Raw genomic sequence first — 13,122 nt, 5'->3', positions numbered from 1 at the left:
CTCTCCAAAGTTTGGAAAGGTTTTTCTTTTTACTAAATTATTCTATTTATTTCACCAATAATTTATTATTACACTTCCATCCCCCTATCCTCTATGTTATAATAATTCTAAATTAAAAATAACTATAAAGATAATACAAAAAGGCAATTAGACACCCATATTTATTGTTATATAAACGTTTTGATATTGATTATTATTATCAGGAGGTCATGTGAATGGAAATCGTAAAAGAGAATAATTATCATCTAATTGAGAAAATAAGAGAACATATTGAACTTATTGCTGCACTTCTATCAGGCATTTTGATATTAACTGCTTGGTTGTTAGGGAAAGACGGCGAAACTACTATTTCAATAGTTTTCTATATATTAGCTTTTTTAATTGGTGGTTTTGCGAAAGCAAAAGAAGGCGTTGAAGAAACAATTGCAAATAAAGAGCTAAATGTTGAGTTTTTAATGATCATAGCTGCTATCGGTTCAGCAATCATTGGATATTGGACGGAGGGAGCTATTCTAATCTTCATCTTCGCTGTCAGTGGTGCACTTGAAACTTATGCAATGAAGAAAAGTCATAAAGAAATTTCAGCTCTGATGAATTTACAACCTGAAGAAGCATGGCTAATAAAACAAAATGGTGAAATAGAACGCGTTGCTGTTTCTTCTTTGAACTTAGGTGACCATTTACTTATTAAACCAGGTGAACTAATTCCAGCTGATGGAGTTATTGTGGAAGGCTCTACCTCAATTGATGAAGCTGCAATAACTGGTGAATCTATTCCGGTAACAAAATTAGTCGGTGCAGATGTATTTGCAGGAACGGTCAATATGACTGGTGCTGTAACAATGGAAATGACTAAACCAAGTTCTGAGTCATTATTTCAAAAGATTATTAACCTTGTACAATCTGCACAAAGTGAAAAATCACCTTCACAACAATTTATAGAACGTTTTGAAGGAGCCTATGTAAAATTTGTACTTATTGCAGTTGGCCTTATGATGTTTGTCCCACATTTCTTACTTGATTGGAGTTGGAATACAACATTTTATCGAGCAATGGTATTATTAGTAGTTGCTTCTCCTTGTGCACTTGTTGCTTCTATTATGCCTGCAACATTATCTGCTATTTCAAACGGTGCGCGTAATGGTGTTTTGTTCAAAGGTGGATTACATATTGAACACTTAAGCGTGTTAAGAGCAATTGCCTTTGATAAAACAGGTACGCTTACTCAAGGAAAACCTGTTGTAACAGATTTTGTTGTGCGTAATGATGTGGACGAATTACAAATGTTATCAATAATTGCCGGTATTGAAGCAAAGTCAAATCACCCACTTGCACAAGCAATTATCGCTTATGCTACTAATCGTGGACTTAAGACTTTCTCTCAAGCTCAAATAGAAGATGTGCCTGGTTGGGGCCTAAAAGCAATGGTTGATAATCAATCTTACAAAGTTGGAAAAATGGATTTCGTAGGTCGGGATGCTGCCTACAAATTTGCTGAAGGCATTGCTCCTAAACTTGCAGAACAAGGTAAAACTGTTATCTTCTTAGCTGATGAAGAAGGAATTGTTGCTCTTGCTGCGATGAAAGATACAGTTCGTGAAGAAGCTAAAAAAGCGATTGCTTTATTGAAAAACTTAGGTATTCACACCATCATGTTAACTGGTGACAATGAAAAAACTGCTAAAGTAATCGCTAAAGAAGCCGGTGTAGATGCTTATATTGCAGAATGCTTACCTGAAACAAAAGTAAATCACATTAAAGAGTTGATGAAAACATACAGTCATGTTGGTATGGTAGGTGACGGTATTAACGATGCACCTGCACTTGCTACTGCAACAACCGGAATTGCAATGGGTGAAGGAACTGACGTTGCTCTTGAAACTGCTGATGTAGTATTAATGAAAAACGACCTTTCTAAAATTTCTTACGCAGTTAATCTATCACGTAAGATGCAAAAAATTGTCAAACAAAATATTACCTTCTCCATCTCCGTAATCGTATTGTTAATCATCTCTAACTTTTTACAAGCAGTAGATTTACCACTTGGAGTAGTTGGACACGAAGGAAGTACAATTTTAGTTATTTTAAACGGTTTAAGAATGTTGAAAAACCATTAATAATCATCTTCCTTGTTACTAGAAAAAGGGGCTAACCCGTAAGTTTTAACTTATGGGTTAGTCCCCTTTATTTTGCTCTATTCTTTCTGTCTAGCTTTTCCCTTCTTTGCTGCATAATAGCATTAAGTTGCCCTCCTACTATTAGGAGAATGCCTGTCAAATACAGCCACAACATTAATATGATAATACCCCCGATACTCCCGTATGTAGCTGAGTAATTTACAAAATTATCAATATAGTAAGAAAAGGCATATGACACTAATAACCATGAAATTGTAGCAAAGAGTGCTCCAATTAATACACTCTTTAGATATAATTTAATATTTGGCAAAATCCAATACATTAAAGTCAAAACAGAAAAAATCAATATTGGAGGCAATAGTGTTCGAAATTTGTTCCAAACAACTAGAAAATCAGCCTCTAAACCAAATGTTGAAAATAGAAAAAGTCCAATTTGTTTACCAAACACAGGTAAAACTAAAGCGACAACGATTAAAAATATTAACAATAAAGTAAAAACTACAGATACAAATCTAGCAACTAAAAATGGCCTTGTTTCTTCTTTATTGTATGAACGATTTAACGATTTTATCAAGGCATTGACACCATTTGAAGCTGACCAAATTGTACCGATGATCCCAATAGATAATAATCCACTGTTACGTTTTTCAAGAACTTCTACAATCGTTCCCTCAATCATTGTATATACTTGTTCTGGCATTAAATCTTCTAAAACTATATATACAAGAGCTGGTGGGAAATTCAAATAAGGTAACAAAGTCAATAAGAAAATCAGCAATGGAAATAATGCTAGTAAAAAGAAATACGCTAATTGTGCACCAAACCCTGTAATATCAGCATCCTTCAAACGTTTTAGAAATGCTAATATAAATCCTTTTAGTTTAGTGACATCATAATGGTCATCCAATGTATCCTTCTTCTCTATTTGCATTAACTTCATCTTATTGAACATTTCAGATGACTTACCGCTTGTAGTATTCTTTGCTTTTTTGGAGCTTCTTAAAAGCTTATATTTTTTCACTTTTCTACGCTTTTTCATACTTGCTCCCCCTTTATCGGGAACTTATAAGTGAATAACAGATTCTGTTGGAACTTCTTTTTCTTTTGCTTTTTCAATTCCTGCTGTTAAGACTTCTTTTGTTTCCAAAACAATGTCCTTTACTTGAGGAGTTAACTCTTGAATTTCATTTATTTTTTCAAGATAGAAATCCTTGTCTTTCATAAAAGTACTATACATAGACTGAACTGAGCTAGCTGTAGATTGAAGTTTATCAACTATTTCTTGACGATTAGATGCATAATATTGCACATCAATCATAAAATGTTTTACCTTTCTAACTGTAGTTTCGCGAGTGTGTCGATCCAACATACTTAATGCTGCTCCTGTAACAGCTCCTAATGCGATACCTGTAACTAATTTGTTAGACATATTAATCCTCCTCCAAACATCTATATATATTATTATACCCCACTACTTTATATGTAAAACAGTTTCAATATTATATACATTCTATTTCACATGCACTAATTACTTAAAATCCTCAATAAAAGGAGGAGCAAAGGAATATTTCTTATATAACTTAAATTGACTTTAAGAATTCATCGTGAAATGATACTGTAGTATATGAATGTAATAAAAAGTAGGAGGAATCCCTTTGAATTTAACTCAACCATCTACAGAGAATGTAACTTTTATGATTGAAGGTATAAAAGATAAACTTCGTATGGTCAATGCAGATGCGATGAAACCTGAACATTTTGATACTGATAACTATGAGGACTTAGTTTTTTTATACGAAATGGTCATGAAACGTAATGCATTTAGCCCAAGTGAAATGCAAGCTATTGTAGCAGAGCTTGGATCCTTACGTAAATAAATATTAAAACAATTGCTTTATTTGCTTTCTCTAAGTCAAAAAGGTATGCCTCTATCCGGAGACATACCTTTTTTGTATTTATTCATTTGAATTATTTGTTGATGTGCCATCTTTTTTCACTAATGGTTGAATAAGTACTTCAACTCGACGGTTCTTTGCACGGCCCTTTTCTGTTTTGTTTGATGCTATTGGGTTATTTTCTCCGTATCCCTTCGCGCTAAAGTACGAGGAATCTACTTTCGGATTATTATTAACGATCAATGTTAAGAAATTAACCGCTCGCATAACACTTAGTTCCCAGTTAGATGAAAATTCCCCATTATTCATCGGAATATTATCAGTATATCCAGTAATTGTTACACTTCTTTTTGGTTTAAAAACTAGAATTTTTGATAATTCCTTTGCAGTTTCTTTATATTCTTCTTTTACATCTGCTTTACCAGGATCAAATAGCACACTATCTCGAATCGTAATTAAAAGACCATCATCGGTCATCTTTGTTTCGAATTGCTTTTCTAATTCATTCACGGCAATAAAGTCATCAACTTTACCCTTAATTTTTGAAAGGGACTTTTGATCTTCTAAGTAAGCCGTATTTTTGTTTAGTGAGTCACTTTTAGGATCGGTTGGTTCTACTGGAGATGGATTTTCCATTACGCCACTTCCTCCATCGAACACTGCATTAAACACAGAAGATAGCTGAGCTAATTTATGAGCATCTACTGTACTTGATGCAAATAGTACGATAAACAATGCTAATAATAATGTTAGTAAATCGGAATATGGTAGCAACCATGACTCTGGGATTTCACCTGGTTCTTTTTTACGCTTCTTAGATTTCCTTGCCAAGGCCGCTCGCCCCGCTTTCACCCATAATTTGTTTGCGTTCTTCTTTTGTTAAGTACGAAGCAAGCTTTTGTTCGATTACGCGAGGAGCCTCCCCTTCTAAAACTGAAAGAATTCCTTCAATCATCATCATCTTTTGACGTGCTTCTATACTTGATTTACGTCTAAGTTTATTTGCAAATGGATGCCATAATACATACCCAGTGAAAATCCCTAATAGTGTTGCGATAAAGGCTGCTGAAATGGCATGTCCTAATGCATCAATATCATTCATATTTTTTAAAGCTGCGATTAAACCAACTACCGCACCTAGTACCCCTAACGTAGGGGCATATGTACCTGCTTGCGTGAAAATTTGCGCTCCTGCTGTATGGCGCTCTTCCATTGCTTCTACTTCTTCAGTCAATACATCACGAATATAATCTGCATTTTGTCCATCTATCGCTAAAGTTAGACCATTCTTTAAGAAGGGATCATCAATTTCAGAAACTTTCCCCTCTAATGCTAATAGCCCTTCACGACGTGCTAAATCCGCCCAGCTAGAAAATAATTTAATAATTTCAACATCACTTACTAGCTTTTGCTCTGTAAATAAAATCTTGAATAATTTTGGAACTTTCTTCAATTCACTTTTAGGAAATGCAATAGTTACAGCTGCGATTGTTCCTAAAATAATGATTAAAATAGCCGCTGGGTTAAGCAAATTATCAGGGGTTACACCTTTTAAGGTCATCCCAACGAATACTGCGATTAACCCCAGTATTAGACCAACAATCGATGATAAATCCATTTTAGTACCCTCCATAGTGTCATTCTTGTTATTATTTCGGTTATTTTTCTGCAATGTTAATAATTCAATATCGAACAACATAAGATATTTGATGAAAACATAATAGTGATATGTAATAGTTATCGACTAGAAGCAATACAATCTATTTTATCCAGTTTATTTAAATACGTGTTATAATAATAGTGTTCTATAATTCTTAAAAGAGTTTTATAGAATTTTTAATTTCTCTTTATCTTCGAATCATGTATAATTATTATTAATGAATAATTCCATATATAGGGAGGGTTATCGATAATGGCTTCATTTATCGCTACAGTTGTTGGATTCTTTGGTATACTTTTAGTATCAGGTGCGATGTTTGTCCACTATTTAAGAGAAGGCCTAGATTCTTCATCTGCTAATATCGTAGATCCAAAACCAAAAACTAAATTTTAGTAAAAAAAAGCTACTTGCTAGTCGCAAGTAGCTTTTTTTACATTTTTCTAACAATTTATTGACGAATTTATAACATTTAAGGTTTATCGCACTATATAATTTCTAAAATTCGTATATTAATGTCACCTTTCTATTTACACTCCTATGAAATGATTGTTATATACCATAAAATAACATGCTATTTAAAAGAAATATATTTTATACTAATGTAACCTAAGGTATTTTGAGGAGGAATTTTACGTATGTTTTCGACAACAGCAGTTGGAATCGATTTAGGCACAGCCAATACGTTAGTATATACAAAAAATAAAGGTATTATTTTAAATGAACCATCCGTTGTAGCTTATAATATTAATACAAATGAAATTGTTGCAACCGGTAAAGAAGCAAAAGAAATGGTAGGGAAAACACCCCAAAGTATTCGAGCAATCCGTCCTCTTAAAGATGGTGTAATTGCAGATTTTGATATGACCGCTGCCATGATTAAATCTATGATGGAAAAAGTGGCAAAGAAAATGGGATCTTCCTTACGTAAACCAAATGTTGTCGTTTGTACACCATCTGGCGCTACTTCTGTTGAACGACTAGCAATTCAAGACGTCGTGAAACAATGTGGAGCCAAAGAAGTTCACCTAATAGAGGAACCCGTTGCTGCAGCAATTGGTGCAGAATTACCAGTTAGTGATCCAATTGCAAGTGTGATTGTTGATATTGGTGGGGGTACAACAGAAGTTGGTATTATTTCATTTGGTGGGATTGTTACATCTAATACCATGAAACTAGGTGGCGACCATATGAATGAAGAGATTATTCAATTCGCCCGCAAAGAGTTTAATGTTTTAATAGGAGAACCAACAGCAGAAAAAATCAAACAAGAAATTGGGTATGCATTAATAGAACACCCTTCTGAAATAATTGAAGTATGTGGTCGCGATATCGTAACAGGTCTTCCAAAAACTATTGCAGTATCATCATTGCAAATTCAAAATTGTTTAAAAGAAAATCTATTATCTATTTTAGAGTTAATCAGTAGATCTTTAGAAAGTTGTCCCCCAGAATTATCTGGTGATATCGTAGATCGCGGTATTGTTCTAACTGGCGGAGGTTCTCTATTAAAAGGAATGGCTGAATGGCTTTCTAAAAAATTAGATGTTCCCGTTCATTTAGCTCCTGAACCATTAGAATCCGTTGTAATAGGAACAGGAAAAGCATTAGATACGATTCATTTACTAAAAAAATAAAATTTTCAGTATTTCCTTTTTCTAAGTAGTTATTTTACAATTAGAAAGAGGAGGAGATACAGTTATGTCTATTTTAAACGAAGTCATTACATTCAATAAATCGTTCGTAGAAGAAAAACGATATGAACCTTATATTACTAGTAAATATCCTGATAAACATTTTGTTATTCTAACTTGTATGGATACACGGCTTGTCGAATTATTGCCAAAAGCGATGAATCTTCGCAATGGTGATGTTAAGATAATTAAAAGTGCTGGTGCAACACTCAATCATCCGTTTGGCGGTATTATGCGAAGCTTGCTTGTTGCAATATACGAACTTCAAGCAGATGAAGTTTTTGTAATCGGGCATTATGACTGTGGTATGAGTGCAGTAAACCCAGATAAAATGCTTCAAAAGATGATAGATCGTGGAATTACACAAGATACACTCGATTTGCTTACTTATTCAGGTGTCGATTTAAAACAATGGTTACATGGGTTTGAGGATGTACAAGAAAATGTTCAACATAGCGTTGAAATGATAAAAAACCATCCATTAGTATTGGACTCAATCCCCGTTCACGGTTTAGTCATTGATCCTAAGACGGGTAAATTAGATATAATTGTAGACGGCTCAAAGATATAAAAAACAGCGATTTCCTTATGAGGAAATCGCTGTTTTTGTATTTATCTCATCACTATAAATATTATTTAAGAAATACATCATACAGTAAAAGCACAAGTTTTTAATAATTCGACAGATTTCCCGGGAAATCTTCAATATCATTTATATTACATTCCATTGAATAATCTATGGAATTTGGTCCTCCATCTCCGCCAAGCGGCCTTACCCTTTCAATAGTCCTCTTCCATTAGTGCATATAAATAATGGTCTTGCCATTTCCCATTAATATAAAGTAGTTTACGCAATAACCCTTCCCTTAAATAACCTGCTTTTTCTAATACGCGGACAGATGCTACATTTTTGGGAGAAACATATGCCTCCAATCGATGAATACAAAGATCTTCAAATGCAAATTTTGAAACAAGTGAAAGTGCTTCGGATACAATCCCTTTTCCCGTATGTGCCTCATCCATTGAATAGCCTACAAAAGCACTGGAGAAAGGGAGACGTCTAATCGAATATATAGAAATATGCCCTATTATCTCCGTACTCCCAGAAGCGAAAATACCAAAACTATATTCCCGATTCGCGCGCATTTGCCTTATAGACTCTTGAATTTTCTTTATTTGGACTTTTTCAGTGTAGTATTCAGGTGGATGTAATGGCTCATGGATTGACCAGTAATGCATATTACGTGCAACCATTTGAGTATATGGTGTTACATCCGCTAACTCTAAAGTACGCAAATAACAACGTTGTCCCTCTAAAAATACCATACAGTATTATCCATCCTTTTCGATATATTGAAGATATCATTTGAATATTGTAAAAGGTCGTTTAACAAGAGATTCAGAATTCCATACTTAAACACTGAAGTAAATATAAAATTCATGCATAAAATTAAGTGACAAAGTCTCTTTCAACTAGAACCAAAATAAATTTTTCTTTTACTATTTTGTTTATCTATGATAAAACTATGTAAACTTAAATATTATACTTCTTTAGTTAAAGATTCTGTAGGATCTGTAACTTGCAAGCCCTGACGTTCGCATTCTTTTTTTACATGTTTTATCGTCTCTTTAAGAACTTGTATACGTGCGTATTTTTTATCATTGCCCTCGATTAAAATCCAAGGTGCATTCTTTTGATCTGTTTTATCGAACATATCATTAGCAGCCTCAATATATAAAGGCCATTTATCTCGATTACGCCAATCTTCATCCGTAAGCTTCCACTTTTTATAAGGATCTTCTTGACGCTCTTTAAATCTATTTAACTGTTCTTCATTTGATACTTGTATCCAGAATTTCAATACAATGTAATGATCATCTGTTAACAATTTTTCGAATTGATTGATTTCTTCATAAGCACGTCCCCATTCGTCTTTTGAAGCAAATCCTTCAATTCTTTCAACAAGTACTCGTCCATACCACGTACGATCGAAAATACCTATCTGTCCTCTTGCAGGAAGTCGTTTCCAAAATCGATGAAGATGATTATACTTTAACTCTTCTTGAGTAGGAGCAGCTATAGGATGTACTATATATCCCCTTGGATCTAAGCGCTGTGTTAATCTCTTAATAGCGCCGCCCTTCCCTGCTGCATCCATCCCTTCAAAGCCTATTATCAATCCAATATTATGCTTAAATAGGAATTGTTGAATGTTCAGCATTTCAAATTGGAGCTTTTTTAGTTCTTTCTTATAGGAGATTTTATCGTCTAGCTTTTTATTTAAATCCAGCTTTTCAATATGTGTAGTCACTTTATCCACTCCTTTTTATATCTTTATAATATTTTACCGCAATGTTCACTAAAATGGTATTTGTTGTTACACTAAAACGATTGTATACTATAGAGTGACTAATTATTTATGGAATTTGATGTACATCATATCAATTATTAGATTGTTTCACTAATCTAATCAGAAAGGAGAGATTGTATTGGGCAGACTATTGATCGTAACCATTATATATTTGGCCATGGTTACATTTAGCATAGCTGCTAACATTATTCCACTTAATGGCCATACAACAAGTGAGATCTCCAATAGCTATACTGTCCTATTTAGTCCTGCAGGGTACGTTAATATTATTCGGGTATTTATCTATATTATTTTGACCTATTGGATTTATCTTTTGTGGAAAAATCGTCGTACCGAATACCATATAACATTTATGCAAACTGTTTATTTTGTCACGAGTTCGGTACTTAATATTTTATGGATTTACTTATGGCATTATGAATATTTTACCTGGTCAGTTATCATTATTATTTTAATGTTATTATCCTTGATAGGTTTGTATTTTACCTATCCCGTTTGGAATCGGTCATGGGTAGGACGCTTACCCATTTCTATATACCTTGCATGGGAAAGTATTGTTACTTTTATGAACATCGCTTTCCTGTTTACCCATAATCATTGGAGCTTCTTAGATTTAAGCGAACCTTTATGGGCAGTAATTATGCTTACATTTGGAGCAGCAATTGCATTACATGTCAGATTTCATTATGAAGATATCCTTTTCCCTATTATTTATATTTGGACTTTTATTGGAATTGCATTTAAGAATGGTTTTGAAGAATTACTTGTTACAACTGCTGCTCTTTTCTTGAGTGGTGTACTTGTTGTAGGAATTATTTTTATCAAAAAACAAAAGCCCTCTGAATAAATTCAGAGAGCTTGAATAAGTGGCTTAATGGTTTCAAACTTTTAAGCTGCTTTTTATTTTAACTTTTTCTAGTCAATTTTTGTTGTAATAATTGGTTCGCCTTTTGTAACAATGATTGTATGTTCAAGTTGAGCGACTAAAGATTTATCTGGTGTAATAAAAGTCCAGCCATCACCAGCTTCTACAATATGCTCAGCTTTTTGTGAGATAAATGGTTCTACTGCTAATACCATTCCTTCTTTAAGAATTGTACGATCCCAAGCATCAAAGTAATTTAACACATATTGTGGTTCTTCATGTAGAGAGTGTCCAACACCATGTCCAGTTAAATTCATAATAACTGATAACCCATTATCATGAGCTTCTCGTTCTACTGCTTTACCAATTTGGCTTAAACGAGAACCAGCTTTAACCTTTTTCATAGCACGATCAAATGCACTTTGTGCTACATCACAAATTTTTTGAACTTCTGGTTTTTCAACATCTCCAACGATAAATGAAATACCTGTATCTGCATAATAACCGTTAACATGGCCTGACACATCAATATTAATCAAGTCACCGGCTTTAAGTTTATGATGGTTTGGAATACCATGTGCTACTTGTTCGTTAACACTAATACAAGTGTAACCTGGGAAATCATATTCTGCTTTTGGTCCTGAAACAGCACCTTTTTCTTCGAATAATTTACCAGCTAAATCGTCTAATTCTTTTGTTGTAACACCTGGTTTTGTTGCAGCTTTCATCGCTTCACGAATTTCAGCCATCGCACGGCCTGCTTTCATCAAAGCATCTATTTCTTCTTTCGTTTTTGCAATCATTTGTAACGATCCCTTCTCATTTTATCTACATTTAACTATACCACAATTTAAGAAATGCGGTTTTAGAAAACACCCTGACGGTCTAAACTTATAGCTATCATATTATAGATACAGTAAAAGTTTACTTATACATACAAATCTCCTTAACATCATAAAAATGAAAAAAATTTATCAAATAAAATAACCTAGTTCCTATTAATATAGAAAACTAGGCCAATTGCTTTTTATTAAGCGTCTATTCTTTTTATCTCTTATGCTCTAATAATTTTGGTGCTGTAGTAAAGAGAAGAGATGCTACAATGATTGTTAATATAATGGCAGGTATCATATACGACCCATTATAAATAATTGAGTATAAATACACGTTTTGTTTTCCTGCATATTCAGCAAAGAATACAATTCCTGCCACTGTGTGTGCAATATAGCGTAATAACCCACCTATAAAAGTGCCAAGTGTAATATACGCCACCACTTGCTTTTTCTTTCCTTCCTTACTAGCCTTAAGTAATTGACGTCGGACGATTCCGGCTAAACCTACAACTGTAAACGCAAAGAAATAATCGATAAAGCCTTGTAATGGGGTTAAAATATAACCTCCCATTATTACTTGTAATGTTCCTATTAGGAAACCCGTTACAAGCCCTGGTACTGTTCCCCAACGAAAAGCCATCAACACAATTGGTACCATCACAAGACTAATAGAGCCTCCCTGAGCCCACAATCTAAATGAAAGCTGATCTAAAACTAAACCAATTGCTGCAAAAATCGCAATTTCAATCATCATTAATAATTTCTTATTGTTCAATTTTCATCCTCCTTAGTTCAGATGCAGATCACATAAGTCTAAAGCTTATTCTGGTATTGCCAGAATTAGATATTCACCATAAAAAAAACGACGTCAGGATAGTCCTGACATCGAATAAGTCGGTTTTCTATCCACATTCCTACGCAAGCATTAACTTACAGGTTCAAAGGGTTAGAACTTCGGGTTCACTCTCAGCCGTCCTTTACGGCTCCCCTTGTGGTCGATACATCATTAAATTTTTTTGAACATATTCATTGTACTTAACTTAAGTTGGAAATTCAATAGAGAATAATTCTTTGGCTATTGTAAAACATATGAATCTTTTATCCGCTTTTATACGTAGGATATATATGAATGTTTGAATGGAGGTGATGAATGTGAATAATAATCGTGTATTATCATCGCTTTGTTATTTTAGTGTCTTTTTTGCAGGATTTATTTTACCATTAATCGTGTTCTTTGTAGCAACTGAACCTGAAGTTAAAAGACATGCAAAACGAGCTTTCTTCTCTCACCTATTGTTAATCATACCTACTATTATCGGCGTTATTATCTTCATAGCTGTTATCATAAACTTTGGTTTTGAATCGACTAGTTATGAGTCAATTGGTTTAAATTCAAATGGTTTGTCATACTCATCAAGTGGTGATACATTTATCATGATTGCATGGCTAATATTTATTGTCTTTGAAGTCATTTTATCCCTTGCAGTGTTTATATGGAATATTGTTCAAGGTATAAAAGTTCTTAAAGCTTAGATATTATCTATATGAGGATTTATCATGTCGAAATACAGAAGATCCAAAGAATGGAGTGCTTATTATGCAAGTAAGAAAAGTTGTAAAAGCTGCTATAAAAATCGCACCAATCGTTTATCCAATCATCATAAAAGC

Annotated in this window: 15 protein-coding genes and 1 riboswitch; of the genes, 7 read left to right on the top strand and 8 right to left on the bottom strand. The window is 33.7% G+C overall.

What is annotated here, in order from left to right; translation table 11 throughout:
- The first annotated feature begins 215 nt into the window (after positions 1-215).
- Positions 216-2,117, top strand: a complete 1,902-nt coding sequence (locus D1606_RS02680) for a heavy metal translocating P-type ATPase (RefSeq protein ID WP_119414477.1) — start codon at positions 216-218, stop codon at positions 2,115-2,117.
- 67 nt (positions 2,118-2,184) lie between these two features.
- Here D1606_RS02680 and D1606_RS02675 read toward each other — a convergent pair whose 3' ends face one another.
- A complete protein-coding gene (locus tag D1606_RS02675; RefSeq protein ID WP_369973730.1) occupies positions 2,185-3,177 on the bottom strand; it encodes a YihY/virulence factor BrkB family protein in 993 nt (330 codons plus the stop codon).
- 24 nt (positions 3,178-3,201) lie between these two features.
- Complete coding sequence (locus tag D1606_RS02670; RefSeq protein WP_199670637.1) at positions 3,202-3,567, bottom strand: YtxH domain-containing protein; 366 nt, start codon at positions 3,565-3,567, stop codon at positions 3,202-3,204.
- Between the two features lie 226 nt (positions 3,568-3,793).
- Here D1606_RS02670 and D1606_RS02665 point away from each other — a divergent pair, with 226 nt between their 5' ends.
- Entirely contained in the window at positions 3,794-4,015 is a 222-nt protein-coding gene (locus tag D1606_RS02665; protein WP_119414476.1) for a DUF1128 domain-containing protein, read from the top strand.
- A 78-nt stretch (positions 4,016-4,093) separates the two neighbouring features.
- On the opposite strand, the gene motB is transcribed toward D1606_RS02665, so the two are convergent.
- The gene (motB, locus tag D1606_RS02660) at positions 4,094-4,864 is read right to left on the bottom strand and encodes a flagellar motor protein MotB (protein WP_119414475.1); all 771 of its coding nucleotides are present in this window, start codon (positions 4,862-4,864) and stop codon (positions 4,094-4,096) included.
- Positions 4,848-5,651 carry a flagellar motor stator protein MotA gene (gene motA, locus D1606_RS02655; RefSeq protein WP_119414474.1) on the bottom strand — a complete coding sequence of 268 codons (804 nt, stop codon included), beginning with the start codon at positions 5,649-5,651 and terminating at the stop codon, positions 4,848-4,850. Before motA ends, motB begins: the two co-directional genes overlap by 17 nt.
- Before the next feature lie 294 nt (positions 5,652-5,945).
- On the opposite strand from motA, the gene D1606_RS18920 reads away from it, so the two are divergent.
- From D1606_RS18920 to D1606_RS02645, 3 genes are all read left to right on the top strand, one after another.
- Positions 5,946-6,086, top strand: coding sequence for a hypothetical protein (locus tag D1606_RS18920; RefSeq protein WP_164489568.1), 141 nt, complete (start codon positions 5,946-5,948; stop codon positions 6,084-6,086).
- Positions 6,087-6,328: 242 nt separating this feature from the next.
- Complete coding sequence (gene mreBH / locus D1606_RS02650) at positions 6,329-7,327, top strand: rod-share determining protein MreBH (protein ID WP_119414473.1); 999 nt, start codon at positions 6,329-6,331, stop codon at positions 7,325-7,327.
- Between the two features lie 64 nt (positions 7,328-7,391).
- Complete coding sequence (locus D1606_RS02645; protein ID WP_119414472.1) at positions 7,392-7,955, top strand: beta-class carbonic anhydrase; 564 nt, start codon at positions 7,392-7,394, stop codon at positions 7,953-7,955.
- Between the two features lie 209 nt (positions 7,956-8,164).
- Here D1606_RS02645 and D1606_RS02640 read toward each other — a convergent pair whose 3' ends face one another.
- Together D1606_RS02640 and D1606_RS02635 are read right to left on the bottom strand one after the other, a co-directional pair.
- The gene (locus D1606_RS02640) at positions 8,165-8,710 is read right to left on the bottom strand and encodes a GNAT family N-acetyltransferase (RefSeq protein WP_119414471.1); all 546 of its coding nucleotides are present in this window, start codon (positions 8,708-8,710) and stop codon (positions 8,165-8,167) included.
- Positions 8,711-8,925: 215 nt separating this feature from the next.
- Positions 8,926-9,696, bottom strand: a complete 771-nt coding sequence (locus D1606_RS02635) for a polyphosphate kinase 2 family protein (RefSeq protein WP_119414470.1) — start codon at positions 9,694-9,696, stop codon at positions 8,926-8,928.
- Between the two features lie 178 nt (positions 9,697-9,874).
- On the opposite strand from D1606_RS02635, the gene D1606_RS02630 reads away from it, so the two are divergent.
- Positions 9,875-10,603, top strand: a complete 729-nt coding sequence (locus D1606_RS02630; protein WP_233548005.1) for a tryptophan-rich sensory protein — start codon at positions 9,875-9,877, stop codon at positions 10,601-10,603.
- 68 nt (positions 10,604-10,671) lie between these two features.
- Here the strand turns inward: D1606_RS02630 and map are convergent, their stop codons facing one another.
- Together map and thiT are read right to left on the bottom strand one after the other, a co-directional pair.
- Positions 10,672-11,424: a type I methionyl aminopeptidase gene (gene map, locus D1606_RS02625; protein ID WP_119414469.1), complete on the bottom strand. Its 753-nt coding sequence runs from the start codon at positions 11,422-11,424 to the stop codon at positions 10,672-10,674.
- A 244-nt stretch (positions 11,425-11,668) separates the two neighbouring features.
- The gene (gene thiT, locus D1606_RS02620) at positions 11,669-12,229 is read right to left on the bottom strand and encodes an energy-coupled thiamine transporter ThiT (protein ID WP_119414468.1); all 561 of its coding nucleotides are present in this window, start codon (positions 12,227-12,229) and stop codon (positions 11,669-11,671) included.
- Between the two features lie 119 nt (positions 12,230-12,348).
- Positions 12,349-12,454, bottom strand: a riboswitch (TPP riboswitch).
- A 152-nt stretch (positions 12,455-12,606) separates the two neighbouring features.
- On the opposite strand from thiT, the gene D1606_RS02615 reads away from it, so the two are divergent.
- The gene (locus tag D1606_RS02615; RefSeq protein WP_119414467.1) at positions 12,607-12,987 is read left to right on the top strand and encodes a magnetosome magnetite crystal formation protein family; all 381 of its coding nucleotides are present in this window, start codon (positions 12,607-12,609) and stop codon (positions 12,985-12,987) included.
- Positions 12,988-13,122: the final 135 nt, after the last annotated feature.

It is taken from the genome of Rummeliibacillus sp. POC4 (genome assembly GCF_003576525.1).
Classification (GTDB): Bacteria; Bacillota; Bacilli; order Bacillales_A; family Planococcaceae; genus Rummeliibacillus.
The sequence above is the reverse complement of the archived record's forward strand: the minus strand, read 5'-3'. Positions and strand labels throughout refer to the sequence as shown.